Raw genomic sequence first — 26,296 nt, forward strand, 5'->3', positions numbered from 1 at the left:
CGGCGGCTCGTGCGACGGCGGCGCGCTGGTCGGCGAGCGTCCCCCACGGTCCACCGTCCGGGCGAAATCCCAGCTCGGTGGTGGTGTGTCGGCGCGCTGTCCGTTCCCGTGGCCGTTATTCACCGCCCCGGTGGATATCACGCGAACGGGCGAAAATCGTTCCGGGAACTCGCGCTTTGTCGATTTGTTGCGGAAGCCTGTCCCTCGGCGTCGCAGCCATGGGCGTTCGTCTGGCCGGCGAACTCCCACGCACCCTGCTCGACCATTGCATGATGAACAGCTTCTTGGAGGCTTTGATGGCTCGCATCCACACCCGCCGGGTGGCCGGATTCCTGCTCGCCGCCCCGCTCGCGGCGGGGCTGCTGCTGGCGGGCGCCGGTGCCGCCGCCGCCGACAACGGCGCGGGCGCCGCGGCCGGCTCCAACGCCGGCGTGGTGTCCAACGTCGGCACCGGCAACGTCTTCGGCGGGGTCGACGGCAACTACGTGTCCACCCAGCAGACCGCGACCGGCTCGGGCGCCTCGAACCAGAACAACACCCTCGCGGTGAAGGACAACGCGGGGAACGTCATGGGCGGCCAGGGCAACAAGAACATCAACGTCATCTTCGCCCCGGTCTTCCCCTGACGACGCCGGGCACCACCGAGGGCGGGGGCGCCCGAGGTGGCCGGCCGCGGGTGAGCTGACATCCGCGGCGGGGCCCGAAGCGGTCGCGCACGCGACGGAGGACGACAGCGGACGACAGCGAACGACGAAGAGACGACAAGCGCATGTCCGGCCGGCGGAAAGGGTCTCCGCGAACCGGTTCCGTGGGCGGTGCCGACACCGGCACCGCCCACACGCGCGTTCCGGTCCGCCCCACCCGCCCCCGCCTGCCCGGACGCGCCCAGCGAGGGCCCGGGCCCGGCGTCGTCGGCCCTCGGCGGTACCGTTGCGCTCCGACAGCGCACCACGCGCCCGGGCCCCCAGGACGGCCCGGCCGGGGTGGCGACCGCGGCGACCGGAGGGAAGGGGCACGCGATGGCTGAGGAGGAGGGCCTGACCGGCCCGCGCGCGGACCGGTCCGCACCGGAGCCGTACGCGCGACCGCTGCAGCCCGAGCGCACGCCCGGCCCGGGTTCCGTCCCCGAGCTGCTGCTCGGCCGCCCGCCGATGGCCCGCCCGCTGCCGAACTTCGACCACGAGGCCGCCCCCGCCGAGCCCGGCCCGCTGTTCGTGGAGTGGCTCGCCACCGCGCTGGACGCCGGGGTGCTCGACCCGCAGGCCTTCACCCTCTCCACCGTCGACGCGGACGGCATGCCCGACGCCCGGGTGCTGGTGCTGCGCGACGTCGACGCGGCCGGCACCGGCTGGAACTTCTCGGCCACCGCGGACAGCCCCAAGGGCCGCCAGCTCGCCGACCACCCGGCCGCCGCGCTGACCGTCTACTGGCCGCAGCTGGGCCGTCAGGTGCGCGTGCGCGGCACCGTCGAGCGGGCCGCCGACCTGGTCGCCGCCGCCGAGTTCGCCACCCGCTCGCCCGCCGCCCGGGCCGCCGCGATGGTCGGGCGGCAGAGCGAGCAGCTGGGCACGCTCGCCGAGTACGACGAGGCGATGGAGGTCGCCCAGCGCCGCCTGGAGGCCGCCCCGGACCTGGTCGCGCCGGGCCACGCGGTCTACACCCTGTGGGCGCACGAGGTGGAGTTCTGGCAGGGCGATGCCCGGCGCCGGCACGTCCGGCTGCGCTACACCCGTACCGGCCCGGTCCGCACCCCGGAGTGGTCCCGCGCCCTGCTCTGGCCGTAGCGCCCGTGACGCCCGTGACGCCCGTGACGCCCGTAACGCCCGTAGCGCCCGGGTGAAGACCGGCTGCTACCGCCGCCCGGTCAGCGTGGCGCCCACGCTGGCCGCGACCACGCAGCCGATCCCGGCCAGCTGCGGCACGCCCAGCAGCTGGCCGAGCACCACCAGCCCGACCAGCGCGCTGACCGCCGGCTCCAGGCTGACCAGCACGCTGAACACCCGCTGCGGCATCCGGCGCAGCGCCGTCATCTCCAGCGTGTAGGGGAGCACCGGCAGCAGCACCGCGACCCCGGCCACCGCGGCGAGCAGCAGCAGCGGCGAGGCGCCCGGGGCGGTCAGCCCGTCCCAGGCCTCGCCGAACCCGAACGGCGCCAGGGCGAGCGCGCCGACCGTCATCGACACCGCGAGCCCCTGGAAGCCCTCGAACACGGCGCCGACCCGGTCGGTGAACAGGATGTACGCCGAGTAGCAGGCGGCCGCCCCGAAGGCGTAGAGCAGGCCGACCGGGTCCAGCGAGCCGCCGTCGCCGCCCTCGCCGAGCAGGGTCAGCAGGACGACCCCGGCCGCCGCGAGCAGCGCCCAGAGCAGGTGGCTGGCCCGCCGCGCGAAGAACAGGGCGACGGCCAGCGGGCCGAGGAACTCGATCGTCGCGGCGGTGCCCATCGGCAGCCGGTCGATCGCCCCGGCGAACAGGTAGGTCATCCCCGCCGAGGCCACGCCGAGCAGCGCGGCCGCCGCGAGGTCGCGCGGCCGCTTGCCGCGCAGCCTGGGCCGGGTGACGGCGAGCAGGATGACGGCGGCGAAGCCGAGCCGCAGGAAGGTCGTGCCGCTGACCCCGAGCGGGCCGAACAGCGGCTTGGACAGCGCGATGCCGGTCTGCACCAGGAACATCGCGGCCAGACACAGCAGCGGCGCCGGGATCCTCTCCGGGCGCCGCAGGATCGTGCCGATCCGGCCGGTCGACCGGCCGGGGGCCACCCCGGGTGGTGCCGCGGAGCCGGGCTCCCCGGCTCGTCGCCAGCTGCCCCGCTCGCCGGCGGGCTCGCCCTTGGGGGCGGGCGGCATGGCCAGGGCCTCGGCGACGGCGGCGGCCGACGTCGGGGCAGCGGTTTCGCTGGGACGGGAGGTGGGCATGCTGACGAGTTTGCCGTAAGGAGTGAGGAGCGAGCAAGCTCGTTACAAAAATCGGGACGGAAGCGGACGGGTGCCCCCGAAAGGGTGGACTCGCGCGGGCCCTGCGGCGTGGTTGCGGCGTTCGTCCGATGGTCCGTCAGTATCAAGGCCGGGTGCGCTATCTCCGCCCCGCGGCCCTGCTCGCCGCCTCCCTCGTGCTCCTGCTGGCCGCCGGCGGGACGGGCGGGAGCGCCGAGGCCACCGCCCCGGCCGCCGCCGCCGTCCCGCGCATCCGGGCCGTCACCCTGCCCGACCGGATCGGCCCGCCCAAGGTCCGCGACACCTGGTCCGGCCCCGCCTTCGACGCCTGCTCCGCCCCCGCGCTCGACACCCTGCGGGCCTGGCGCGGCGCCTCCCCGTACGGGGCGCTCGGCATCTACGTCAGCGGCGGCCAGCGCGGCTGCGCCCAGCCCCGGCTCACCGCCGACTGGGTCCGCCAGGCGCGGGCGATGGGCTGGCGCTTCCTGCCGGTGCACGTCGGCCTGCAGGCGCCCTGCGCCGACCCGACCCACAAGCCCAAGCGGATCGACCCGGCGAACGCCGCCCGCCAGGGCCGGGAGGAGGCGGACGAGGCCGCGCACGCGCTCCGCTCGCTCGGCTTCGGCCGGGGCGCCCCGGTCTACCTGGACATCGAGTCCTACCCGATGCGCGACCCGGCCTGCGGCCAGGCCGTCGTCGAGTTCACCCTCGGCTGGACCGAGGCCCTGCACGCGGCCGGCTACCGCTCAGGCTTCTACTCCAGCCTGGACTCCGGCGTCGCCGACCTGGCCGCCGCCGCCCGGGCCGGCAGCTCCCCGCTGCCCGACGCGCTCTGGTACGCCCGCTGGGACGACCAGGCCGACACCGGCGGCTCCGGCCGGCTCGCCCCCGACCTCTGGGCCCCGCACCAGCGCGTCCACCAGTACCGGGGCAACGTCGAGGAGAGCTACGGCGGCGCCGCCCTCACCGTCGACCGCGACCAGGTGGACGGTCCGACCGCCGACTGACTCCCCGGCCGGTCCGCCCCCCGGATAGGGTTGCTCCCCACTCAGCGCAGACCGAAGGGGGACGGGCATGCCGAACGGCCAGCAGCCGGGCGGAGCCGAGGGGTACGGCGCCGCACCGCGGCACGACCCGTACGGGCAGCCGGTGCCGCCGCAGCCGGTGCCGAACAACCCGTACGCGCAGCCGTACGGCCAACAGCCGTACGTCCCGCCGCAGTTCGCCGCACCGCAGTTCGCCGCACCGCAGTTCGCCGCCCCGCCGGGCGCCGCCCAACCGCGGCCCCCGCACCCCGGCGGCCCGTCCGGCCCGGCCGGCCCGCTGCCACGCCGCAACCGCGCGCTCGTGCTGCTCCAGTTCGTCCTGCAGTGGATCTACGCCCCGCTCTGGATCCTCGGCCTGGTCCTGGTCTTCCTCCTCGTGATCGTCGCGGCCCTCGGCAACGCCAACATCGACGGCCCCAGTTCGGACGGCTGGCTCCGGGTCAACCGGAGCTTCATCCCGCCGCGGCGCCTGCGCGCCGAGCTCAGCGGCCGTCCGGAGGTCTGGGAGCGGTACGTCACGCCGATCCTGGCGCGCCGGATCGCCGCCGCCGAGGCGAAGTACGCGGCCGGCGACGGCACGGTGCTGCCCGACCACGGCCGGGAGGTGCGGATCGAGCTGGCGGCCCGGCTGTACCGGGGCCTCGGCGCAGTCGGCGTGGTCCGGCTCGCCGAGCGGTACGGCTGGCGCGGCGCCGACTCCGGGGCCGACCGGGAGCACGTCCGGCTCGCCCGCGCCTTCCCCGCCCCGGCGGCGGTCCCCGCGCCCTCCCCGCAGGACCCGCCGGCCGCCCCCGGCACCCCGTGGGGCCCGCAGCCGGTCCGCTTCGCGCCGCTGCTGCCGCTGATCGCGGTGGCGCAGCTCGTCTACGTCCCGGTGTTCGGCCTGCTGACCTGCTGGGTGAGCCACCCCGAGCCGGACTGGTGGGACCGCTGGGGCGCCCGCTGGACGGTCGGCCCGCGCGCCTTCCGGGCCGAGTTCACCAACAGCCCGGCCGCCTGGGAGCGCCACGTCCGCCGCATCCTCAAGCGCTACGCCAAGGCGCCGGCCCCGGCCGCCGGCACCGTCCCGAACCCGGGCACCCTGCAGCGGATCCGGCTCAACCGGGCCACCTACCGGGGCATCGGCGCCCAGCAGGCCCTGCGCATCGCCGCCGAACAGGGCTGGGCGGTCGATCCGGCCTACCTCCCCGACCCGGCCCACAGCCTTCGCCTCGCCCGCCCGCTGCCGGGCCAAAACGGGGCGAATCCGTGATGCTCGCAACCAGGCCGGAGGGCTGACAGCGTGCGGCCGGAGCGGCACAATCGGGCACGTCCGCGCGCATTACCGCCCAGTAGGTGCCCGCAGGCGCAGCCGCCAGAGCCGCCCGGTCAAGGAGGACCCGTGTTCAGCACGATGCAGGACGTCCCGCTCACCGTCGCCAGGATCCTGGAGCACGGGTCCACGATCCACGCCCGGTCGACCGTCACCACCTGGGACGGCACCGGCCCGGTCGTCCGGACGTACGCCGAGGTCGGCGCCCGCGCCGCCCAGCTCGCGTACGCGCTGCGCGACGAGCTCGGGGTGAGCGCCGACGACCGGGTCGCCACCCTGATGTGGAACAACGCCGAGCACCTGGAGGCGTACCTGGCCGTCCCCTCGATGGGGGCGGTGCTGCACACCCTCAACCTGCGGCTGCCCGGCCAGCAGCTGTCGTTCATCGTCAACCACGCCGCCGACCACGCGATCATCGTCAACGGCAGCGTCCTGCCGCTGCTCGCCGCCGTCCTGCCGGAGCTGGCGCCGACGCTCAAGCACATCGTGGTCAGCGGCCCCGGCGACCGCTCCCTGCTCGCGGGCTTCGCCGGCACCGTGCACGACTACGAGGAACTGATCGCGGGCCGGCCCACCAGCTACCCGTGGCGCACCGACATCGACGAGCGGCAGGCCGCCGCGCTCTGCTACACCTCCGGCACCACCGGGGACCCGAAGGGCGTGCTGTACAGCCACCGCTCGATCTACCTGCACTGCATGCAGGTCAACACCGGCGACAACTTCGCCTTCACCGCGCAGGACACCGCGCTGCCGGTGGTGCCGATGTTCCACGTGAACGCCTGGGGCATCCCGCACGCCGCCTTCATGTCCGGCGCCAACCTGCTGATGCCGGACCGCTTCCTGCAGCCCAAGCCGATGGCCGAGATGATCGCCGCCGTCCGACCCACCGTCAGCGCCGCCGTCCCCACCATCTGGAGCGGCCTGCTGGACGAGCTGGACGCGGGCGACTACGACACCTCCAGCCTGCGCATGGTGGTCATCGGCGGCAGCGCCTGCCCGCCCTCGCTGATGAAGGCCTTCGACGAGCGCCACGGCATCCGGGTGCTGCACGCCTGGGGCATGACCGAGACCTCCCCGCTGGGCTCCTTCGCCCAGCCGCCCGGCGGCCTCACCCCCGAGCAGGAGTGGCCGTACCGGATCACCCAGGGCCTCTTCCCGGCCTCCGTCGAGGCCCGGCTGATCGGCCCGGGCGGCGAGCGGATGCCGCACGACGGCGTCGCGGCCGGCGAGCTGGAGGTGCGCGGCCCGTGGATCGCGGCGGCGTACTACGGCGGCGCCGGGCAGGACCCGGTCCGCCCGGACGACAAGTTCTCCGAGGACGGCTGGCTGCGCACCGGCGACGTCGGCACCATCACCGCGGACGGCTACCTGACCCTCACCGACCGGGCCAAGGACGTGATCAAGTCGGGCGGGGAGTGGATCTCCTCGGTCGAGCTGGAGAACGCCCTGATGGCCCACCCCGAGGTGGCCGAGGCCGCCGTGGTCGCCGTCCCGGACGAGAAGTGGGGCGAGCGCCCGCTGGCCACCGTGGTGCTGCGCCCGGGCGCGACGGCCGGGCTGAAGGAGCTGCGGGCCTTCCTCGCCGAGCGGATCGCCTCCTGGCAGCTGCCGGAGCGCTGGGCGATCGTCGAGTCGGTGCCGAAGACCTCGGTCGGCAAGTTCGACAAGAAGGTGATCCGGGCCGGCTACGCGGCGGGCGAGCTGGACGTCACGGTCCTCGGCAAGGAGTAGGCGCCGACGGACGGAGGCCGGTTCCACGTGGAACCGGCCTCCTCGCGTTCCCGAGCACCGGGGCTAACCCGCGGCGGCGACGCCCGCCTCGCCCATCGTGCCGATCCGCCCGAGCAGGTCGACGATCCGGGACTGCACGTCCGCGCCGGTCGAGCGCTCGGCGAGGAACAGCACCGTCTCGCCGGTGCGCAGCCGGGGCAGCTCGCGCGGGTCGAGGTCCACCGAGGTGTAGACCACCAGCGGGGTGCGGTGCAGCCGGTCGTTGGCGCGCAGCCAGTCCAGCAGACCGACCCGGCGGCGGCGGATCTGCAGCAGGTCCATCACCACGAGGTTGGGCTGCACGCTGCTGGCCCGGGACACCGCGTCGTTCTCGTCCGCCGCGTGCTCGACGTGCATGCCGCGGCGCTCCAGGCTGCTGATCATGGCGGCGGCGATGTCCGGGTCGCTCTCGACCAGCAGCACCCGCGGGGCGTGGTGCTCGCCGTCGCGCGGGGCGAGGGCGCGCAGCAGCACGGCCGGGTCGGCGCCGTACGCGGCGTCCCGGGTGGCCTGGCCGAGGCCGGCGGTGACCAGCACCGGGATCCGCCGGTTGAGCGCGGCGGTGCGCAGCGACTGCAGCGCGGTGCGGGTGATCGGGCCGGTCAGCGGGTCGACGAAGAGCGCGGCCGGGTCGGCCGCGACCTGGGCGTCCACCTCCTCGCGGGAGCGGACGATCACCGGGTGGTAGCCGCGGGCCTGCAGCGCCTGCTGGGTGGCCGGGTCGGGCTCGGGCCAGACCAGCAGTCGGCGGACGTCGGCCGACTCCCCGGGCGCGGCGGCCGGCGGCCGCCCCTCGGCGGCGCGGTCCTGGGCGGGCGGCAGTTCGGCCATCGGACGCGCGGCGGCACGGGCCTCGGCCGGGACCGGCTGCTGCGCGGGCAGGGCCGGCAGCGCCGCGGGGCCGAGCGGGCGCGGCGGGGCGAGCTCGGCCAGGCCGGTGCCGACCGGGCGCGGGGCGGCCGGGGCCTCGGCGGCCGGCAGCGCGGGCCGGGCGGGCTCCAGCGCGGTGCCGGTGGCGGCGCCCCGGTCGGCCGGCTGCGGCTCCGGGCCGGGGCCGGGCGGGACGGCGAGGCGGCGTCGGCGGCCGGTGGGCGCGGCGGCCGGCTCGGGCAGCGCGGGCGGCGGACCGGCGGGCAGGGCGTGCTCCAGGCCGGGGTAGACCGGTGCGTCGGGCAGCCCGGGCAGGGCGAGGCCGCCGGAGGAGTCCTCGGCGGAGGGCAGGCCGCGGCGCCGGCGGGGCCTGGCCTCGCCGCCGTCGCCGACCGGGGCGCCGGGCTGCTCGGGGGCCGCCTCGGCGGGGGTCGGGCCGGGGCCGAGCGCGAGCGGTTCGCGGCCGCCGGGCCGGGCCTGCTGCGGGCGGCCGCCCTCGACGGGCACGGCGTAGGCGGGGCCGGAGCCCCCGTCGTCCTTGCCCCATGGGTCGTTCGGGGCGCCGTCCGGTCCGGGCAGGCCCTGGCGTCCGTACGCGGGGTCGTTGCCGGTGCCGTGCCACTGCTCGGGGACGTCCCGCTCGATCCGGGCGGGGGCGTTCGGCCACTGGTCGGCGGGCGCGGCGGGGGCCGGGGCCGCGGGGGTCTCGGCGGCGGGTCGGCCGCGCCGGCCGCGCCGCTCGGCGGGGGGCTCCTCGGCGGGTGCCTGCCGCGGCTCGCCCTCGGGGGCGTTCGCGGCCTCCGCGGTGTCCGTGCTGTTCGTGTTGTTCGTGCCGTTCACGGCGGGCTGGGCCGGATCGCCGCTGCTGGGCAGCTGCGGGATGCCGGGCAGCTCGGGCAGGACGGCGCTGTCGCTCTCCTTGGGCCGGTCCGAGCGGCCCTCGGCGGCGGCGCGTTCGGCGGCGGCCTTCGCGGCGACCGGGTCCAGCGGCAGCTCGACGACGTACGTGGTGCCGGCCTTGCCGGGCAGCTCGTGCGGCTGGAGGACGCCGCCGTGGCGCTCGACCACCGCGCGGGCTATCGGCAGGTGGACGGGGCTGCCGCCGCGGCCGGGGCCGCGGATCTCCACCCGGGCGACCTCGCCGCGCTGGGCGGCGGCCAGCACGACGGTCGGCGGGGCGGCGGCGGCCTGCACGGCGACCGGGCCGGGCAGCCCGGGGACGGCCAGACCGGGGGAGACGGGCGCGGGGGCGTCCAGCGCGGGGCCGACGCCGCTGACGTCGGCGACCAGGTGGGCCAGCGCCTGGGCCAGCCGCCGCTCGTCGGCGATCACCTCGACCGCGGCGGCGTGCACCGAGAACCGGACCCGGCCCGGGCCGGTCAGCTCGCCGGCCTCCTCGACGGCCCGCCGAACCACCAGGTCCAGGCCGACCGGGACGCGCTGCTCGGCCGGCTTCCGGCCGCCCTTGCCGTCCTTGTCCCCGCCCTCGGCCGGGCCGGCCTCGCCGGACTCGGCGCGCTGGTGGGCCAGCACGCCGTCGATCAGCTTCCCGTACCGGCGGCACTCGTCGGCGAGCCGGCGCAGCGTCCAGTTGGCCTCCGGCCAGAGCTGCCCGGCCGGGTCGGCGGCGAGCCGTTCCAGCCGCTGGTTCAACGCGGTCAGCGCGCTGCCGAGCTCGTCCTCCAGGACGGCGGTGAGGTGTTCGTTGCGGGCGACCAGAGCGAGCTCGCGGCTGCGGTCGGTGAACGTCATCACCGCGCCGACCAGCTGGTCGCCGTCCCGGACGGGGGCGGTGGTGAGGTCGACGGTGACCGGCCGGCCGTCCTTGCGCCACAGCACGGTGCCGCGCACCCGGTGCTTGCGCCCGGAGGCCAGGGTGTCCAGCAGCGCGGACTCCTCCAGCGCCAGCGGAGTGCCGTCCGGCCGGGAGTGCTGGATCAGCGGGTGCAGCTCGCGCCCGCCCAGCTCGCTCGCCCGGTACTCCAGGATGTGCGCGGCGGCCGGGTTGACCAGCACGCAGCGCCCTTCGAGGTCCACCCCGAGCACGCCCTCGGCGGCGGCCCGCAGGATCATCTCGGTCTGCTTGTGCTGGCGCCGCAGCTCGGCCTCGACGCCGAGCCGGCCGGAGAGGTCGCGGACCAGCAGCAGGAGCAGGTCCGAGGAGGAGGGGGAGCGCGAGCCCTCGCGGTACGGGTCGTACGGGACGAGCGGGGAGAGCGCGTAGCCGCGGCCTTCGCTGCCGTCGTCGGTGAAGTCGTTGCCGGAGACCTCGACCGGGAAGGTGACGCCGTCGGTGCGGTGGGCGGTCATCCGGACCGGGCGCTCGATCGGCTCGCCCTCGCGGGTGGCCGGGCGCATCGAGCCGGGGATGCGGCTCGGGTCGAACTCGGGCAGCAGGCCCAGCACGCCCATGCCGACCAGTGAGGTGCCCGGCGCCTGCAGCGCCTGGACGGCCGCGCTGTTGGCGTCCACGACGGTGCCGTTGCTGTTCACCAGCAGCAACGCGTCGGGCAGGGCGTCGAGTATGGCGGCGAGGCGAGCAGCGCCTCGGATCGGCCTGCTGCTCACGTCGACAGGTCTCCTCGGCTCAGGGCAGCTCCTCCGGAGACGGCAGTATCTCATTCTTCTTTGCGGCGGGGAGGACCCGCCTAGTAACGTGGGCGGTGGTTGGTGCCGAGCCCCCGGGTTGTGGCATCATCACTGACACACGGAACGGGCCCGCTCGCGCGGGTACGGTCCCTGTGGGGAGGCTTCGCCTAGTCCGGTCTATGGCGCCGCACTGCTAATGCGGTTTCGGGGTTATTCCTGATCGAGGGTTCAAATCCCTCAGCCTCCGCCAGCCGAGGAGCCCCGTCGACGATCTTGTCGGCGGGGCTCCTCGCATGTCCGGACCCGGTCGCGGCCCCGGGTCCGCGGGGCGGTCCTCCGGCCCCGGAGCAATCGATTTCGTCCCACGTCGCAGGTCATGTAATGTTGTCCTCGCACCGCCCCGGAGACAACGTTCACCAGGGCGAGCGCTCATAGCTCAACGGATAGAGCACTTGACTACGGATCAAGAGGTTGCAGGTTCGAATCCTGCTGAGCGCACCAAAACTCCGCAAGATCGGGTTCGCCCGTTCCTTGCGCTCATAGCTCAACGGATAGAGCACTTGACTACGGATCAAGAGGTTGCAGGTTCGAATCCTGCTGAGCGCACCAGCAAGAAGCCCCCGGCCATCGGCCGGGGGCTTCTTTCGTTCTCCGTTCCGTCCCGGGCCGTTTCGTTCCCGGGGCGTTCCCGGCCCGTTCCCCTCGGCCGTTCGAGCGGCGGTCGATTGCCGCCTAATGGATGAAATGCGGCTGTTTCGGGTACATCCCGTCCTGCCGCCCGGATCGCCGCCGAACGGGTGGGACCCGGGCAAAAGCGCAGGTGTCGCAGTATGACCGGCTCCGGATCGTGATTCCGTTTTGTCAGATCTTGTGCCCAGACTGCCCGGCACCCCGGCAGCCGACCGCGAAGGAGAGCCGGATGAGCCGACAGTTCCCCCGCACAGCTGCCGCCCTCGCCGTCCTCACGGCCGGGCTGCTGACCGGCTGGAACGCCCCGCTCTCGGTGGCCCAGCAGTCCCCCGACGCCTGGTCGGGGGAGCACCGGGCCGTCCTGCCCTCGGGCCTCGCCGTCCAACTCGACTTCACCGGCACCGCCGGCACCGCCGTCACCGCCTCGGCCGGGGAACTCGCCGACCGGCCCGGCGGGGGGCGCGCGGCCACGGCGTACGCGGACGGCATGCGCGCCGGAGATCCCGCGCAGGTCTTCGCCGTCGCCGCGGACGGCCCGCGGACGGACGGCTCCTGGCAGCAGGTCGGAACGCTCCGGGTGACCTTCTCCCGGCCGGTCCGCAACCCCCGGCTGCACCTCAGCGGGCTCGCCGCGCTCGCCACCGGGAAGTCCGGCACCACCAGCACCGCGGCCCGGCTGACCCTCACCGGCGGCTCGCCCGCCGCCCCCACCCTGATCGGCCGCACCGACTGGCCCGGCTGGAAGGTCGACGCCACCGGCCTCGCCCCCGCCGGGGCGGACGGCAGCGGCGACGCCACGGCCGGCACCGCCGCCGAGGGCACCCTCGAACTCGCCGGGACGGTCCGCACCGCGGAGTTCCGCGTCGAGCAGCGCTCCACCGCCCGGGCCGGCAGCACCACCGCCGCACCCGCGCTGCGCCAGGCCTACACCGTCACCGTCGACGAGGACCTCGGCACCGCCCCGCAGGACTACGGCAACGCCTCGCACGTGCTCACCGACCTGTTCCTCGGCCAGGACGCCGCCGGCTCCGCCCACCGCACCCGGGCCGCCTCCGCCGCCGGCGGGCCCGGGGACGAGCCGCTGGTCCAGCTCGACCACGGCGCCGCGCGGCGCAGCCCCTTCGACCGGCCCGTCGCCAGCCCGCCCCCGCCCCGGCTGCAGCCCGGCCGCGGCGAGTACCAGGGCGCCGACCCGTCCATCAGCTTCCCCGCCGAGGCCGCCATCGGCCGCTACTACCGGCTCACCGTCCCGGTGGCCGTGGGCGACCAGCCCGCGACCCTGGCCGGCTGGATCGACTTCGACCACACCGGCCACTTCGACCCCGCCGAGCGGGTCCAGACCGAGATCCCGGCCGGCGCCGACACCGCGACGTTGGAGTGGACCGTCCCGCCCGGCGCGGTCAGCGGCGAGACCTGGGCCCGGCTGCGGATCGCCCGCGACACCAGCCAACTCGTCCCCTCCGGCGGCTTCGCCGACTCCGGGGAGGTCACCGACCAGCGGGTCAAGCTCACCGTGGGCGCCGCCCGGCCCGAGATCGCCGAGCCCGTCGACGGCAGCACGCTCTCCGACGCCCGCCCGCAGATCCGCGGCGAGGGCGCCATCGCCGGCGCCACCGTCGAAGTCCGGGACGGCGACACGGCGGTGTGCAGGGCCCGGGTCGGGCGCGGCGGCGACTGGTCCTGCCGCCCCGACGCGGCGCTCGGCGCCGGGCCGCACGCCCTCAGCCCGGTCGAGACCACCAGCGGTGGCGTCGTGCTGCGCGGCGAGGCCGTCCGGGTGCGGGTCAAGACGGCGCCGCCGAGCGCGCCCGTGCTCAGCCTCCCCGAGTACACCAACGACCCGGGGCTCTCCCTCACCGGCACCGGCGAGGCCGGCAGCACCGTCTCCGTCGCCGACCAGAACGCCGGCGTCGACCTCTGCACCACCGGCGTGCGGGGGGACGGCCAGTGGTCCTGCCTCCCGGTCGAGAACCTGGCGGACGGGCGCCACCTGCTCACCCCGGTCGCGGTCGACGCCGCCGGGAACCACACCCCCGGGCAGACGGCGTCGCTGGTCGTCGACACCGTCCCGCCGGACAAGCCCGTCCTCACCTCCCCGGCCGCCGGCGAGACCGTCCGGACCAGTCGGCCCAAGCTCGCCGGGAAGGCCGAACCCGGAGCGAACGTGCTGGTCACCGCCCGGGCGGGCGGGTCGGACCCGACGCAGACGACGGTGCTGTGCGGGGCCGCGGCGGCGCTCGACGGCAGCTGGAGCTGCACCGCCAACCGGGATCTGACGGACGGGGAGCAGCGGCTCGTCGTCACGGCCACCGACCGGGCGGGGAACGCGAGCTCGGCGAACCCGGTGGCGATCCGCGTCGCCGCGGAGGGGCCGGGGGCGGCGACGCCTACGGCGTCGGCGTCCGCTTCGGCGTCCGCTTCGGCGTCCGCCGGGCCGGTGGCGCCGAGCCCCACGGCCACCGACACGCCCACTGCGACTGCCAGTGTCACGGCCTCGGCTTCGCCGAGCGCGTCGGCGAGTGCGGTGGCTGAGGTTCCGGTGCCGGGGGTGGTGCCGCCGGTGGCGGTGCCGATCGTGGTGCCGCCGGTGACGGTTCCTCCGGTGCCGGTGCCGACCGGTCCAGTGGCTTCGCCGAGTGCCACGGCCTCGGCGGTGGCGTCCGCGAGCGCGGTGGCCTCGCCGAGCGCGTCGGCGAGTGCGGTGGCCGAGGTTCCGGTGCCGGGGGTGGTGCCGCCGGGGGTGGTGCCGATCGTGGTGCCGCCGGTGACGGTTCCTCCGGTGCCGGTGCCGACCGGTCCAGTGGCTTCGCCGAGTGCCACGGCCTCGGCGGTGCCTTCGCCGAGTGCATCGGTGAGCGCGGTGGCTGAGGTGCCGGTGCCGGGGGTGGTGCCGATCGTGGTGCCGCCGGTGACGGTTCGTCCGGTACTGGTGGCAACGCCGAGCGGCACGGCGTCGGCGGCGATCGGTTCGAGTGCGAGTGCGGCGCGGACGGCGGCGGCCGTCGCGTCCGGGGTGGCGTCCGGGGCCGCGTCGGCGAGCCCGGTGGTCGCTCCGGCGGCGCCGAGCCCGACCGCCTCGACCGCCGCCCCGGCCTCGGCGGCTCGTTCGGGCTCCGGTGTCGCTTCGGCCGCTGCGCCGCAGCCGAGCGGTGGGCCGTCCCCGGCGGTGTCGGCGGCGCCCGTCCTCTCCGCTCCGCCGTCCCCGACTGCCTCGGCCCCGGCCGCCGGGCAGGCGGAGGAGGCGGGGGAGGACGAACCCGCCGGGGGAGCGGCGCGGCCGCAGGCGGCCCCGCCCGCCGATGAGCAGGCGGCCGCCGCGCCGCACCGGGAGTCCGGTTGGCGCGCCGCGCTCGCCGGGGTCCTGCTCGTGCTCGCCGGGATCGGGCAGATCACCCGCCGGGTGTTCGCCCGGGGACCCGGCAGCAGAAGGCGCTGACCAGCGCCGACTCGTCCGAACTGTCCCGACCATCCGTTCATGTGCCTGCGCGTCAGGTCCGGCTTTGGATGATTCGTCAGCAAATGTCGACACACCTCGGCTCAAATGTCGCATTTGATGACGTAGGAACTTAGCCTGACTCTGGCACTGCCCGTCAGATCCGGGCCGCCCGTTGCGCGACACACCGACCCTGAGGACCCGTGCATGGACGTCACCCGCGATTCTTCGCAGCGACCCGACCACCTGCCCAAGACGCTTCCGCCCGTACTGCCGGAACGTTCCGCCTCGGGCGCGAGCCCGCTGGCCAGAGCCGCGACCGCGAAGACCGGCAAGCCGGTCGGCCCGGTCGACGGCGGGCCGGCGACCACCCCGTTGGCGGTCGTGCCGGTCCCGTCCGCGGCGAGCCCGGTGGACCCGCGCGACCCGCTGGAGGCCGCCGCCCCGGAGACCGTCGAGCTGCCCGAGGTCGGTGCGGTCGGCGTGCCCGCCGCCACCTCGCGCCGCCCCCCGCGCGCGGACCAGGCGCTGCGCGAGCACCGCGCCACCGCGCTGCCCGGCTGGGTCGCCCTGCTGGCGGTGCTGCTCGGCGTGGCGGGCGTGCTGTACGTGCTGCTGCGCACCGGCGTGATCCCGTACTGGGACCGGCTGCCCGACCTGCGCACCGGTGCCGTGCGGGCCGCTGGGCGGGCCGAGGTGGACGCCGTGTCGGTCGCCGCGGTGAGCGCGGCCGGCCTGCTCGTGGTGGTCGTGCTCGCCGGCCTGCTGGCCAACGCGGGCGGCGAGACCCGGGTGCTGACCCGCTGGGGCCGCTACCGGGGCACCGTCCGCCGCACCGGCCTGGTCTGGGTCAACCCGCTGCTGCGCCGGCGCCGGGTGGACGTGCGGCTGCGGCACTGGCGCAGCGAGCCCGTGAAGGTGGTCGACCGGACCGGCACGCCGATCGTCGTGCGGCTGCTGGTCGTCTGGCGGGTCAAGGACACCGCGCGGGCGCTGCTGGCGATCGAGGACCACGAGGGCTACCTGCGCGAGCAGGTCCAGGCGGTGCTCACCCGCACCGCGTCCACCCTGCCGTGCGACAGCAACGCGGCCCCCGGGCCGGCGCTGCGCGACGGGCAGTGGTTCGCCGACGAGCTGACCCGGGCGCTGGCCGCCGAGGCGGCCCCGGCCGGGCTGGAGGTGTACTCGGCGCAGCCGCTCGCGCTGGACTACGCGCCCGAGGTCGCCGAGTCGATGCGCCGTCGCCGGCTGGCCGACCTGGACGCCGGGCTGCGGACGGTGCTCGTCGACGACGCGGTCGAGGCGGCCGCGCTGGCCGTGCGCCGGCTGGAGCGGGCCACCGCCCACGAACTGGACGAGGCTGCCCGCAGCGCACTGATGGAGCAGTTGCTGGTCGCCTTCGTCGCCCCGGCCGGAGTGGCCGCCTCGGTACCGCCCCCGGCCGCCCGGGCCGGGCGGAAGGAAGGACGACCCGCATGAGGATAGCCACCGGCGCGTACGCCGAGCCCGACGTCGAGGCCTGGGCCGGTTCCGGCCTGATCGGCTTCGAGGAGAGCTTCGGCAGCGTCCCCGCGATCGCCGGTTGCGGCTGCCCGAACTGCGCGGCCCGGCCGCGCACCGCCCGCCCCGCCGCGTCGGCCGGTGGCAGCCGAATACACCGGGTGGTGCGGGGCACCTGCCTGGCCACCACCGTGCTGGCCGGGGCCGGTGCGCTCGGGCTCACGGCCGGGGCCGGGGCCGCGCACGCCGCGGCCGGCAAGCAGGGCTGGGACGGGTCGAAGTACTGGTTCAAGAACGGTGCGGGGGAGTGGCGGTGGACCAGCCACCGCGACGTCTACCTGAGCCGCACCGGCGACTCCGGCGCCGCGCCGGTGTCCAACGGCTCGGCCTCCTCCTGGGGGCTGCGGCAGGGCTGGGACGGGTCGAAGTACTGGTTCAAGAACGGCTCGGGCGAGTGGCGGTGGACCAGTCACTACGACGTCTACCTGAACCGCACCGGGCAGTCCGGCGGCGGCCCGGCGCCGCAGGCCCCCCGGCCGGCCGAGGACCGCGCGTCCACCGGGAGCAACGAGGCGGCGATCGACTACGCGCTCGCCCAGCTGGGCAAGCCGTACGTCTGGGGCGGCAACGGCCCGTCCGGCTACGACTGTTCCGGGCTGGTCCAGCAGGCCTACCGGCGCAGCGGGATCAGCCTGCCGCGGGTGGCCGACGACCAGTACGCGGCCACCACGCCGATCAGCGCGGGGCAGCTGCGCCGCGGCGACCTGGTGTTCTGGTCGGACAGCGGCCGGGCCTCGGGGATCCACCACGTGGGGATCTACCTGGGCGGCGGCACGTTCGTCGAGGCGCCCCGGCCGGGCAGGACCGTCCGGATATCCACGCTCAACCCGGGCTACTACCCGACCCACTTCGGGCGGCCGTAGCGCGAGGGTGAACGGGTTCGGGCCGCTGGCAGGAACGTTTCTGCCGGCGGCCCGGCCGTCGTTCGGGAGGCCCTACGCGGAGGCGTCGTCCAGCAGGGCGGTCTGCGCCGGGGTGAGCTCCAGCGCGGCGGCGGCCAGCAGCGGGGGCAGCTGGTCGACGGTACGGGCGCTGGCGATCGGGGCGGCCACCGTCGGGCGGGCGGCGAGCCAGGCCAGGGCGACCGTGGCGACCTCGACGCCGTGCTCGGCGGCGACGGTGTCCAGCGCCTCCAGCACCTTGGGGCCGCGCGGCTCGGCCAGGTAGCGGGCGGCGCCCTCGGCGCGGGCGCTCGGGACCTCCGGGCCGCCCGGGCGGTACTTGCCGGTCAGGAAGCCGGAGGCCAGCGCGTAGTACGGGACGGTGGCCAGGCCGTGCTCGGCGACCACCTCGGCCAGCGGGCCCTCGAAGGTGGCGCGCGAGACCAGGTGGTAGTGCGGCTGGACGGCCACGTACGGGGCCAGGCCCTCGCGCTCGGCGAAGGCCAGCGCCTCGGCCAGGCGCTCGGCGCCGATGTTGGAGGCGGCGACGGCCCGGACCTTGCCCTCCCGGACGAGCTCGTCCAGCGCCGTCACGAACTCCTCGACCGGGGTCTCGTCGTCCCGGTGGGTGTAGTAGAGGTCGATGTGGTCGACGCCCAGGCGGCGCAGCGAACCCTCGGCCGAGGCCTTGATGGTGGCCGCGCTCAGGCCGCTCGCCTCGGGGTGCATGCCGACCTTGGTGGCGATCACCACGTCGTCGCGGTTGCCCCGGCTGCGCAGCCAGGCGCCGATGACGGTCTCGGACTCGCCGCCGGTGTTGCCCGGGGCCCAGGCCGAGTAGACGTCGGCGGTGTCGATGAAGTTGCCGCCGGCGGCCGTGTAGGCGTCCAGGACGGCGAAGGACTGCTGTTCGTCGGCCGTCCAGCCGAAGACGTTGCCGCCGAGGGAGAGCGGGAAGACGGACAGGTCGGAGGAGCCGAGGCGCACCCGGCTGGGAGTTCCGGTCATGCCCGCAGTCAACCGGATCACGGGACGGCGCATTCCTGCGGTCGCACGGATTTCACGAGCCCGTCGCACCACCGTCGCACCACCGGGTGGTGCGACGGCGCGGGGTGCGGCCCGGGGTGTGCCTGAGGTGGGCGGATTCGTTAGAGTCCGTGCCATGGCTGACAACGACTACGACCCCGCCGGCAGCACCCAGATGTTCCGGGCGTTCGTCGACGAGACCCCGGCGCCGCAGGCCCCGGGCTCCGTTTCCACCTACGGCCGCAGCAGCGGCAACCGCACCGGCGTGATCGCGCTGGTCGCCGTCCTCGCCGTGGCCGTCCTGGGCGCCGTCATCTGGCTGGCGGTCAAGTGACCTTCACGCCGTGCGGGTGACCCGGAGGAGGGTCACCCGCACGGCGGGAGTGGTCAGCAGGGCTTGCGCCAGGCGTTCAGGTCGAGCTGCTTGCGCATCGAACTGAAGCCGAGCGACTTGGTCTTGGCGCAGAACTGGTCGGTGTCGAGCTTGTACTCGACGTGGAACACGGCCTTGCCCGCCTTGATGAACGGCGAGACGCGGTCGCACTCGTCGAACTGCGAGCACTCCTCGTTGACCGCGAAGTCGAAGTCCGGCAGCAGCGCGGGGATCTGGTCCAGGTCGTTCTTCAGGCCGATGGCCAGGCCGCGCTCGTGCGCGAGTCCGGCGAGCATGCGGTTGTACGCGAGCTGGTCGTCCGGGGTGAGCGGGAAGCCGCTGTTCTGGTTGTAGGCCTCGATGGTGTCCGGCTCGATGGCGTCGAAGCCCTTGCTCTTGCACATGTCGAAGCGGGTGGCCATCAGCGGCTTCAACTGGTCCAACTTGCGGATGTCGAACCACTTTTCACCCTTCCAGCCGGTGTCCGAGCCCTGCAGGGCCTTGGCGAAGGCGTTGGCGTCGGGGCGGAAGTTCTCCCAGGAACCGGCGTTGATGTAGCAGATCACCTTGCGGCCCTTGGCGTGCAGCGCGGCCACCACCGAGGCGTCGTTCTCGAAGCCGTCGATGTCGTAGACCGGCACGTCCACCGACTGGTCGACGGCGCCACCGAGTTGCCACTGCCAGGCCAGGCCGGGGGTGGGCTGCCAGCGGGCGCCGGCCGGGGGCGGGGCGGTGCTGCCGGGCGTCGTGCCGGTGGTCGGCGGGGCGGTCGTGGCGCCCGGCGTGCCGGGGGTGGCGGGCGAGGTGCCGGGGGCGCCGGGAGTGGCCGGCGCGGTGGCCGCGGGCGGCGTGCTCGGCGAGTCGTCCGCCGAGTCGTGGTCGTCGTCCGAACCGGAGCTGCTGCACGAGGTGGCGAGCAGCGCGGTGGCGCAGGCGAGGGCGGTGGCGGCCGGCAGCAGCCGGGTACGGCGGTTCACGGTTGTCGAACTCCGGATCGGGTCAGGTCAGTTCAGCTGCGGTCAGACCGTACGGCAGGGTGCGCCAGGGGTTCTCCCCGGCACCCGGGACGGCGCAGCCGACGCCGGCCCGGCGGGCGGCGATCAGGGCGGCGGCGTCGGCGGCGTGTTCGGGCGGGACGTCGTAGACCAGGTGGCAGAAGCGGGAGGCCGCGTGCCGGCCGGTCCACAGCGGGAGCGTCATCGCGCGGTACGCGTCCCAGTCGCCCTCGAAGGTCACCAGCAGGTCGGCCAGGCCGACTTCGGCGTACCCCGGGTCCGGGTGGTCGCCGTGGCCGAACACCACGGTGCCGCAGCCGGCCGCCCGGGCGGCCGTGGCCAGCCGCCGGTAGTGCGCCAGCGCGCCCGGGTGGCCGGCGACCTGGTCGAGGTAGACGCCGGTGATGCCGTGCCGCTGGCGGTACGTCAGGATGTCGGCGACGACGGCCGCGTGCGGCCGGCGGCCGTAGTCGGTGTCCGCGTAGCCGACCAACGGCATTCCGGCGGCGCGGAGTTCTTCCGCGGCCTCGGCGAAGACGCCGTCCGGTGTCTCGCCCGGGCCGTCCGCGAGGTTGAGCACCACGGCGGCGATCCGGGCCGGGTCGGCGGCCGCGACCGCCTGCCAGGCCGCCCGGTCCACCGCGGGGTGGACGTAGAGCGGCACCAGCAGGCGGCCCTCGGGGGCGAGCCCGGCGGTCATGCGACCACCGGGGCGGGCTCGGCCGTGCTCAGCCACAGGTCGCGCAGGGTGGCGGCGAGTTCGGTCGTCGGCCGCCAGCCGAGCGCCCGGGCGGCGGCCGACACGTCGGCCTGCTGCCAGGAGACGGCGGCCGAACGCTCGGAGCCGGCCCCGCTCTCGTCGATCCGGCCGGTGAAGCCGGCCGCGTCGACCAGGCCGTCCGCGAGCGCCCGGACCTGCTGAGCCCGTCCGGAGGCGAGGTTGAGCACCCGGGGGAGCGGGCCCTCGGCGGCGACGGCCAGGCCGACCGCCTGGGCGACGTCCCGGGCGTCCACGAAGTCGCGGTAGGCGGAGAGGTCCCCGACCGTCACCACGCCTTCGGGCCCCTCGGGTGCGACCCGGCGCAGCTCGGCGGCCAGCCGGCCGGGCAGCGAGCCCGCCGGGGCGCCCGGGCCGACCGGGTTGAACACCCGCAGCACGACGGCGTCCAGCGGCGAGCCGGCCACCGCGAGGGAGCCGGCCAGCTTGGTCGCGCCGTAGACGCCGACCGGGCGGGCGTCGGCGTCCTCGGACAGCGATGCGCCCTCCGCGCAGACGCCGTACTCGCCGGCCGAACCGATGTGCACCAGGCGGGACTTCGGGGCGCCGAGCTGCAGCGCCTCGCAGAGCACCGCCGGGCCGCGGGCGTTCACCTCGGCGAGCTTGACCGCGCTGCCGGCCACCGCGCCGGCGAAGTTGACCACGGCGTCGGGTGCCAGTGCGGCGAGTTCCTCGCCGAGCGGGCCGGCCTGGGCGGTGGCCAGGTCCAGCCGGAGGTCGTGGGTGGGCCGCCGGCCCGCGGTCAGCACGGTGGCACCGGGCAGGGACCGCAGGACGGCGGTGGCGTGACGGCCCAGGAAGCCGTCGCCGCCGAGCAGCAGGATTCTCACGCGGCCCGTCCGTCGCTCTCGACGCCCGCCGTGGCCTCCGCCGCGGCCTGGGCGTCCGGGGCGGTGCGGACGGCCGGGACCGGCAGCTCCGCCACGCCCGGCGTGGCGCCGGCCGACTCGAAGGGCATCAGGATCGGGCGGATGGTGGAGAACTCGGCGTTGGCCCGGTCGTAGTCGTCCGGGCGGCCGATGTCCAGCCAGTAGCCGTCGAAGTCGTAGGAGGACGGCGGGGTCCTGGCGGCGAGCAGGTCGAGCACCAGCTCGTCGAAGCCCAGCGGCAGGCCGGGGGTGTACTTGGCGAGCGCCGAGCGCGAGACGCCGTACACGCCCATCGAGACGCGGTAGTCGATGCTGGGCTTCTCCTGGAAGCCGGTGATGCTGCCGGACTCGGTGGTCAGCACGCCGAAGTCGATCTTGACCTGGCGGGCGTAGGTGGCGATCGTCAGCGGGGCGCCGGACGCCTCGTGGTGCTTGAGCACCCCGGAGAAGTCCAGGTCGGTGAGGATGTCGCCGTTCATCACCAGGAAGTGCTCGGGCAGCCGGTCCTGCATGGTGAGCAGCGGGCCCATGGTGCCGAGCGGGCTGTCCTCGACGGCGTAGCCGACCCGCAGGCCCCACTGGGAGCCGTTGCCGACGTAGGCGCGGATGATGTGGCCGAGGTGGCCGATGGCCAGGGTGACGGTCTTGAAGCCCGCCGCGGCGAGCTGGCGCATCACGATCTCCAGGATCGCGTGCTGGTCGCCGATCGGGACGAGCGGCTTGGGAAGCGCGGTGGTGTAGGGGCGGAGGCGAACGCCCTTACCGCCGGCCAGGATCACTGCGTGCATGTTTCCCCCACGGAAAGGATGTGCAGGACACGAACCTTGGTAAGCAGGACGAGCATGATCGTTACGACGCTCAGACGTTGTAGATGTCGGTCTTGTAGCGCGCCAGGTTGGCCGGGTCGCGGAAGAACTCGATGGTCTGCTCCAGGCCCTGCTCCAGCGTGAACAGCGGCGCCCAGCCGGTGGCCGCGCGCAGCCGGGTGGCGTCCGCGACGAGCCGCATGACCTCGGAGTTGGTCGGACGGATGCGCTGCTCGTCCTCCTTCACCACCAGGTCGACGCCCATCAGCTTGCCGACCAGGGTGACCAGGTCGCCGACGGAGATCTCGCCGCCGGTGCCGGCGTTGAAGGTCCGGCCGACCACCGTCTCGGCGGGCGCGGTGCTCACGGTGCGGAAGGCGTTGGCGGTGTCCTTGACGAACATGAAGTCGCGGGTCGGGCGCAGGTCGCCGAGGGTGATCTCGGTCTGGCCGGCCGCGACCTGGGCGATCACGGTCGGGATGACGGCGCGCATCGACTGGCGCGGGCCGAAGGTGTTGAACGGGCGCAGCGTGACGACCGGGGTCTCGAAGCTGGCGTGGTAGCTGTCCGCCAGCCGGTCCCCGCCCGCCTTGGAGGCGGCGTACGGCGACTGGGTGTTGATCGGGTGGTCCTCGGTGATCGGCACGGTCTGCGCGGTGCCGTAGGTCTCGCTGGTGGAGGTGTGGACCAGACGCGGGATCTCCAGGTGGCGCACCGCCTCCAGCACGTTCAGGGTGCCGGTGACGTTGGTGTCCACGTACGAGTGGGGGGCTCGGTAGGAGTACGGGATCGCGATCAGGGCGGCCAGGTGGTAGACCGCCTCGGTGCCCTTGACCAGGCCGTTGACCGAGCCCGGGTCCCGGACGTCGCCGAGGATGATCTCGACCGAGTCCAGCACCTCCTGCGGCAGGGTCTCCAACCAGCCGAAGGAGGAGAAGGAGTTGTACTGCACCATCGCGCGGACGTGGTGCCCGTCGGCGACCAGGGTCTCGACGAGGTGGGAGCCGATGAAGCCTTCGGCTCCGGTGACCGCGACGCTGCTCATGCGGGATTCGCTTTCTCGATTGCGGGGGACGGCCGGGCCCGTGTGGTCGGCGGCCGCCGGTGATTCGTTCGGTGTGTGTCGGTGGCGGTGGATCAGCGGTGCTGGGTGGTACGGCCGAGCGCGGGCCCGGCGATGGCGGTGAGGACGAGCGCGGCCGCCCCGCAGCCGATCAGCTGCAGGACGATCGGGTCCGCACCGGTCAGCAGCCCGGCGCTCTCGGCGGTCGCGGCGGCCAGACAGATGAGGGCGGTGCTCCAGCTGAACCCGAAGGCGTTCAGCAGCAGCGCCAGCCAGAGCGAGCCGCCGAGGAGCAGCATCGCGCCGAGCTGCGGCACGCCGAGCGCGGGGGCGCCGGGCCACAGCACGGTCGCGGCGGCGTCCAGCGCGGCCACGGTGGTGAGGTAGATGAACAGGCAGCCGAGCAGGATGCCGCCGGTGCGGCGGCCGAACTGCCCGGTGGTGTGGCTGGTGCGCAGCGCGGCCACCGCCATCGCCCGGTAGCGGAAGAGCAGCCACTCGGCGAGGCCCAGGCTGAGCGTCAGCGCGATCATGGCGGGCCCGGTCAGCGCGGCCTTCGCCTCGTGCGCGGCGCCGTGGGCACCGTGGGCGCCGTGCGCGGGGTGTCCCCCGGCGTGGACGGCGGCGGTGTGGACGGCGTGGCCGCCGGCCTGCACGGCCTGGTGGATGGTCTCGCCGAGGCCGGCGATCAGCGTGAGCGCGCCGCAGGCCAGGCCGAACAGCAGGTGCGGCAGCTCCTGGCGCAGCGGCAGCTTCAGCTCGACGGCCTCCGGCTCGACGCCGCGGATGCAGCGCACCAGCTCCCGGCCGGCCAGGCCGACCGCCAGCAGCACCGAGGCGAGCAGCACCACCGTCCGTACCGCCTGCGGGACGTCGACGGCCAGCACCACGCCCGCGCCGACCGAGGCCGGCGCCAGCGCGAGCAGCAGGAACTTCTCCCGCCCGAGCACCAGCAGCACGGTGGCCGCGCCCAGGTAGGCGGACTGCCCGGCGGCGAAGGACAGCGCGCCGAGCGGCCCGCCCACCACGTACGCGGCGGTGGCCGCGACCAGCGCGCCCAGCGGCGCGCCCACGGCCAGGCAGCGCGCGGCGTCCCGGCGGCGCAGCCGGCCCAGCCAGCGGTACGCGCGGTGCGCCAGCGCCTGGTTGAAGCCCCAGCTGACCAGGGTGGCGACGGACAGCGCGAGCATGCCCGAGGGCAGGCCGAAGCGCATCCGGGCGGTCGCGAACAGGTTGGCGCCGAGCAGGTAGCCGAGCCCGGGCAGGGCGAACACCAGGCCGCGCACCACGCAGCGCCAGGGGTCGGCCCGCCACGGGTTGGCGAACTCGGAGCTCGGGCCGGGGTAGCGGCGCTGGACCTTCTCGAACAGCTCCTCGGCGACGGTGAACGCGTCGGGGCGGCCGTACAGCAGCGCGGCCTGCTCGTCCGAGAGGCCGTCCGACTCCAGGATGGCGGCGATCTCGTAGGGGTGGACGGCGTCGGCGCAGATGTCGTTCAGGCGCTCGGCGAGTTCGTCCAAGGGGTCGGCGGAGAGGCCGAGTTGCTCCTCGGGCTCCGGCTCGGGCCGGGCCGGGAGGGCGGGGCGGCGGCGCTTGAGCGGCAGGGTGCGCAGCTGCATCGTCCGCTCGGAGCCACCGTCCTCGGGGACGAGACGCAGCGGACCACTCATGCCCGCACCTCGCTGCGCTCGGTACCGGCGGCCAGCTGCGGCTCCCAGTCGGGGCTGGGCGCCTGGTCGGTGACGGCGACCATGCCGCCGGGCATCCAGCGGGCGGTGCCGAGCAGTTCGGTGTAGATGCCGCGGAAGCCGTCGATGTTCTGGCGGAGCGTGAACTGCTCGATCACCCGCAGCCGGGCCTGCTCGCCGAGGCGGGCGCGCCGTTCGGGGTCGCGCAGCAGCTCGATCGCGGCGGCGGCCATCGGTTCGGGTTCGCGCGGGGGGACGACCAGGCCGGTGTCGCCCACGGCCTCGCGCACGCCGCCGACGTCGGTGGAGACGGTCGCGCGGCCGCAGGACATGGCCTCGATCAGGGTGAACGGGAAGCCCTCGCTGATGCTGGAGAGCATGACCACGTTGCCCGCCGCGTACGCGTCGGTGATGTCGGCGACGCGGCCTTCGAAGGCCACCGAGTCGGCGATGCCGAGCTCGGCGGCCAGGGCTATGCAGCCGTCCCGGTACGCCTCGCCGCCCTTGGGGGTGCCGCCGAAGAGCCGCAGTCGCGCCTCGGGGATCTCGCGGTGGACGATGGCGAAGGCCCGGATCAGCGTCTCCAGGTCCTTGATCGGGTCGACCCGGCCGGCCCAGCTGAGGGTCGGCGTCCCGGGCTCGGGCCCGGCCGGCGGGAAGGCCGCCGGGTCCACCCCGTTGTAGACGGTGCGGATGTGGCTGGACGGCGTGCCGCCGCGCTCCTCCCAGCGCCGGTTGTACCGGTTGCCGGGGGTGACCAGGGCGGCCTGCCGGTAGCTCTCCTCGGCGAGCATCCGGTAGAAGCCGAGCAGCAGCGCCTTGACGGGCCAGCGGTAGGGGCCGGTGCGGTAGCCGAGGTAGCGCTCGCGCAGGTAGATGCCGTGCTCGGTGAGCAGAAACGGTACGCCGTACTGCTGGGCGGCGATCAGCCCCGGCAGGGTGGCGAGGCCACCGCTGGCCGCGTGCGCGACGCCCTCCTTCGGCGGTGCGACCGAGAGCGGCCGCAGGGCGTGCTCCAGCAGGTCGGTGGCGTTCAGCGCGTCGTGCAGGGTGGGCCGGGAGGCGGCGGTGGGCAGGTAGTCGCGGGTCCAGACGTGCTGGAGGGTGCGCAGGGCGCGCTCGCTGCGCAGGGCCGGGCTGAGCAGCCCGGCCCTGGCGAGGTCGGCGAAGCCGTACAGCTCGGTGCCGAAGTGGGTCGTGTAGACCGGGTCGAGGACGGAGTGGAGGAAGCGCTCGTAGGCGTTGAGGAAGCGGCGCATCTCCTTGCCGCGGGGCGGCCGGGCCTCGGAGGCCGGGCCCCACAGCGGCGCGGTGGTGACCGACCGCACGTTGGCGGGCAGCTCCCAGGCCAGGGGTTCGTGGCCGGTTCCGGTGACGGCGATGACGTCGAAGTCGACGTCCGGCATGCCCTGAACGAGCTGGTCGCACCAGACGCTCACGCCGCCGTGCTGGTGCGGGTACGTCCCCTCGGTGAGCAGGGTGACGCGCATTCCTGTCCCCCCTCCTGTTCCTGCGTCGGGTGTCCGGCCTGGATGGCCGGACGGGGGCCGTGGCGGGGCCGGGCCGGTCGAACGGCCCGGCCCCGTCATCGGGTGGTTCTGCCAGTGACTGTCC

General features: G+C 75.2%; 18 protein-coding genes, 3 tRNA genes and 1 pseudogene. 12 read left to right on the forward strand and 10 right to left on the reverse strand.

The features are described 5' to 3' along the window. Positions 1-296 precede the first annotated feature (296 nt). The gene (locus tag AB2U05_RS17180) at positions 297-626 is read left to right on the forward strand and encodes a hypothetical protein (RefSeq protein ID WP_045692614.1); all 330 of its coding nucleotides are present in this window, start codon (positions 297-299) and stop codon (positions 624-626) included. Positions 627-1,019: 393 nt separating this feature from the next. Then, a complete protein-coding gene (locus tag AB2U05_RS17185) occupies positions 1,020-1,784 on the forward strand; it encodes a pyridoxal 5'-phosphate synthase (protein WP_244178619.1) in 765 nt (254 codons plus the stop codon). Between the two features lie 66 nt (positions 1,785-1,850). Here AB2U05_RS17185 and AB2U05_RS17190 read toward each other — a convergent pair whose 3' ends face one another. Next, positions 1,851-2,915 carry a DMT family transporter gene (locus tag AB2U05_RS17190; RefSeq protein ID WP_208615399.1) on the reverse strand — a complete coding sequence of 355 codons (1,065 nt, stop codon included), beginning with the start codon at positions 2,913-2,915 and terminating at the stop codon, positions 1,851-1,853. Between the two features lie 152 nt (positions 2,916-3,067). On the opposite strand from AB2U05_RS17190, the gene AB2U05_RS17195 reads away from it, so the two are divergent. The 3 genes from AB2U05_RS17195 to AB2U05_RS17205 all read left to right on the forward strand — a co-directional run bounded on the left by AB2U05_RS17195 (position 3,068) and on the right by AB2U05_RS17205 (position 7,022). After that, positions 3,068-3,940: a DUF1906 domain-containing protein gene (locus AB2U05_RS17195; RefSeq protein WP_369183638.1), complete on the forward strand. Its 873-nt coding sequence runs from the start codon at positions 3,068-3,070 to the stop codon at positions 3,938-3,940. Between the two features lie 67 nt (positions 3,941-4,007). Further along, on the forward strand, positions 4,008-5,231 hold the full coding sequence (locus tag AB2U05_RS17200) for a hypothetical protein (protein ID WP_369183639.1): 1,224 nt from the start codon (positions 4,008-4,010) through the stop codon (positions 5,229-5,231). Between the two features lie 129 nt (positions 5,232-5,360). After that, the gene (locus AB2U05_RS17205) at positions 5,361-7,022 is read left to right on the forward strand and encodes a long-chain fatty acid--CoA ligase (RefSeq protein WP_045692611.1); all 1,662 of its coding nucleotides are present in this window, start codon (positions 5,361-5,363) and stop codon (positions 7,020-7,022) included. A 63-nt stretch (positions 7,023-7,085) separates the two neighbouring features. Here AB2U05_RS17205 and AB2U05_RS17210 read toward each other — a convergent pair whose 3' ends face one another. Next, positions 7,086-10,499 (reverse strand): PAS domain-containing protein, encoded by a 3,414-nt coding sequence (locus AB2U05_RS17210; protein ID WP_369183640.1) that lies wholly within the window; start codon positions 10,497-10,499, stop codon positions 7,086-7,088. A gap of 177 nt (positions 10,500-10,676) precedes the next feature. On the opposite strand from AB2U05_RS17210, the gene AB2U05_RS17215 reads away from it, so the two are divergent. The 6 genes from AB2U05_RS17215 (at position 10,677) to AB2U05_RS17240 (ending at position 17,066) form a co-directional block, all read left to right on the forward strand. After that, positions 10,677-10,770: transfer RNA gene (locus tag AB2U05_RS17215), tRNA-Ser, on the forward strand. Between the two features lie 175 nt (positions 10,771-10,945). Then, positions 10,946-11,021, forward strand: a tRNA-Arg gene (locus AB2U05_RS17220). A 32-nt stretch (positions 11,022-11,053) separates the two neighbouring features. Further along, positions 11,054-11,129 (forward strand) — tRNA-Arg (locus tag AB2U05_RS17225). Between the two features lie 310 nt (positions 11,130-11,439). Next, positions 11,440-14,646 carry an Ig-like domain-containing protein gene (locus AB2U05_RS17230; protein ID WP_369183641.1) on the forward strand — a complete coding sequence of 1,069 codons (3,207 nt, stop codon included), beginning with the start codon at positions 11,440-11,442 and terminating at the stop codon, positions 14,644-14,646. Positions 14,647-14,850: 204 nt separating this feature from the next. Next, positions 14,851-16,122: an SPFH domain-containing protein gene (locus AB2U05_RS17235; RefSeq protein WP_369183642.1), complete on the forward strand. Its 1,272-nt coding sequence runs from the start codon at positions 14,851-14,853 to the stop codon at positions 16,120-16,122. Continuing rightward, positions 16,119-17,066 (forward strand): C40 family peptidase, encoded by a 948-nt coding sequence (locus AB2U05_RS17240; protein ID WP_052707449.1) that lies wholly within the window; start codon positions 16,119-16,121, stop codon positions 17,064-17,066. The genes AB2U05_RS17235 and AB2U05_RS17240 overlap by 4 nt, the downstream gene beginning before the upstream one ends. A gap of 72 nt (positions 17,067-17,138) precedes the next feature. Here AB2U05_RS17240 and AB2U05_RS17245 read toward each other — a convergent pair whose 3' ends face one another. Further along, positions 17,139-18,092, reverse strand: coding sequence for an aldo/keto reductase (locus tag AB2U05_RS17245; RefSeq protein ID WP_369183643.1), 954 nt, complete (start codon positions 18,090-18,092; stop codon positions 17,139-17,141). Between the two features lie 154 nt (positions 18,093-18,246). Between AB2U05_RS17245 and AB2U05_RS17250 the strand changes: the two genes are divergently transcribed. Continuing rightward, complete coding sequence (locus AB2U05_RS17250) at positions 18,247-18,444, forward strand: hypothetical protein (protein ID WP_369183644.1); 198 nt, start codon at positions 18,247-18,249, stop codon at positions 18,442-18,444. Positions 18,445-18,497: 53 nt separating this feature from the next. On the opposite strand, the gene AB2U05_RS17255 is transcribed toward AB2U05_RS17250, so the two are convergent. The 7 genes and pseudogenes from AB2U05_RS17255 to pelF form a co-directional block, all read right to left on the reverse strand. After that, positions 18,498-19,460: an endo alpha-1,4 polygalactosaminidase gene (locus AB2U05_RS17255; protein WP_369183645.1), complete on the reverse strand. Its 963-nt coding sequence runs from the start codon at positions 19,458-19,460 to the stop codon at positions 18,498-18,500. A gap of 22 nt (positions 19,461-19,482) precedes the next feature. Further along, positions 19,483-20,178 carry a spherulation-specific family 4 protein gene (locus AB2U05_RS17260; RefSeq protein ID WP_369183646.1) on the reverse strand — a complete coding sequence of 232 codons (696 nt, stop codon included), beginning with the start codon at positions 20,176-20,178 and terminating at the stop codon, positions 19,483-19,485. Continuing rightward, positions 20,175-21,086: an NAD(P)-dependent oxidoreductase gene (locus AB2U05_RS17265; protein WP_045698557.1), complete on the reverse strand. Its 912-nt coding sequence runs from the start codon at positions 21,084-21,086 to the stop codon at positions 20,175-20,177. Before AB2U05_RS17265 ends, AB2U05_RS17260 begins: the two co-directional genes overlap by 4 nt. A gap of 125 nt (positions 21,087-21,211) precedes the next feature. Beyond that, positions 21,212-21,913: pseudogene (locus AB2U05_RS17270) on the reverse strand (NDP-sugar synthase); the annotation flags it as partial. Positions 21,914-21,983: 70 nt separating this feature from the next. After that, positions 21,984-22,976 carry an SDR family NAD(P)-dependent oxidoreductase gene (locus AB2U05_RS17275; RefSeq protein WP_369183647.1) on the reverse strand — a complete coding sequence of 331 codons (993 nt, stop codon included), beginning with the start codon at positions 22,974-22,976 and terminating at the stop codon, positions 21,984-21,986. A gap of 92 nt (positions 22,977-23,068) precedes the next feature. Beyond that, on the reverse strand, positions 23,069-24,664 hold the full coding sequence (locus AB2U05_RS17280; RefSeq protein WP_045709641.1) for a hypothetical protein: 1,596 nt from the start codon (positions 24,662-24,664) through the stop codon (positions 23,069-23,071). Next, positions 24,661-26,172: a GT4 family glycosyltransferase PelF gene (gene pelF / locus AB2U05_RS17285; RefSeq protein WP_078860176.1), complete on the reverse strand. Its 1,512-nt coding sequence runs from the start codon at positions 26,170-26,172 to the stop codon at positions 24,661-24,663. The genes AB2U05_RS17280 and pelF overlap by 4 nt, the downstream gene beginning before the upstream one ends. Positions 26,173-26,296: the final 124 nt, after the last annotated feature.

Source organism: Streptomyces sp. Y1 (assembly GCF_041053115.1).
Lineage (GTDB): Bacteria > Actinomycetota > Actinomycetes > Streptomycetales > Streptomycetaceae > Kitasatospora > Kitasatospora rubellomurina.

What these genes read in the sequence shown, in the direction of transcription:
- AB2U05_RS17275 (WP_369183647.1), bottom strand. Translation starts at nt 22,976, where the DNA reads ATGAGCAGCGTCGCGGTCACCGGAGCCGAAGGCTTCATCGGCTCCCAC.
- AB2U05_RS17245 (WP_369183643.1), bottom strand. Translation starts at nt 18,092, where the DNA reads ATGACCGGAACTCCCAGCCGGGTGCGCCTCGGCTCCTCCGACCTGTCC.
- AB2U05_RS17250 (WP_369183644.1), top strand. Translation starts at nt 18,247, where the DNA reads ATGGCTGACAACGACTACGACCCCGCCGGCAGCACCCAGATGTTCCGG.
- AB2U05_RS17180 (WP_045692614.1), top strand. Translation starts at nt 297, where the DNA reads ATGGCTCGCATCCACACCCGCCGGGTGGCCGGATTCCTGCTCGCCGCC.
- AB2U05_RS17240 (WP_052707449.1), top strand. Translation starts at nt 16,119, where the DNA reads ATGAGGATAGCCACCGGCGCGTACGCCGAGCCCGACGTCGAGGCCTGG.
- AB2U05_RS17280 (WP_045709641.1), bottom strand. Translation starts at nt 24,664, where the DNA reads ATGAGTGGTCCGCTGCGTCTCGTCCCCGAGGACGGTGGCTCCGAGCGG.
- AB2U05_RS17230 (WP_369183641.1), top strand. Translation starts at nt 11,440, where the DNA reads ATGAGCCGACAGTTCCCCCGCACAGCTGCCGCCCTCGCCGTCCTCACG.
- AB2U05_RS17185 (WP_244178619.1), top strand. Translation starts at nt 1,020, where the DNA reads ATGGCTGAGGAGGAGGGCCTGACCGGCCCGCGCGCGGACCGGTCCGCA.
- AB2U05_RS17200 (WP_369183639.1), top strand. Translation starts at nt 4,008, where the DNA reads ATGCCGAACGGCCAGCAGCCGGGCGGAGCCGAGGGGTACGGCGCCGCA.
- pelF (WP_078860176.1), bottom strand. Translation starts at nt 26,172, where the DNA reads ATGCGCGTCACCCTGCTCACCGAGGGGACGTACCCGCACCAGCACGGC.
- AB2U05_RS17190 (WP_208615399.1), bottom strand. Translation starts at nt 2,915, where the DNA reads ATGCCCACCTCCCGTCCCAGCGAAACCGCTGCCCCGACGTCGGCCGCC.
- AB2U05_RS17260 (WP_369183646.1), bottom strand. Translation starts at nt 20,178, where the DNA reads ATGACCGCCGGGCTCGCCCCCGAGGGCCGCCTGCTGGTGCCGCTCTAC.
- AB2U05_RS17235 (WP_369183642.1), top strand. Translation starts at nt 14,851, where the DNA reads ATGGACGTCACCCGCGATTCTTCGCAGCGACCCGACCACCTGCCCAAG.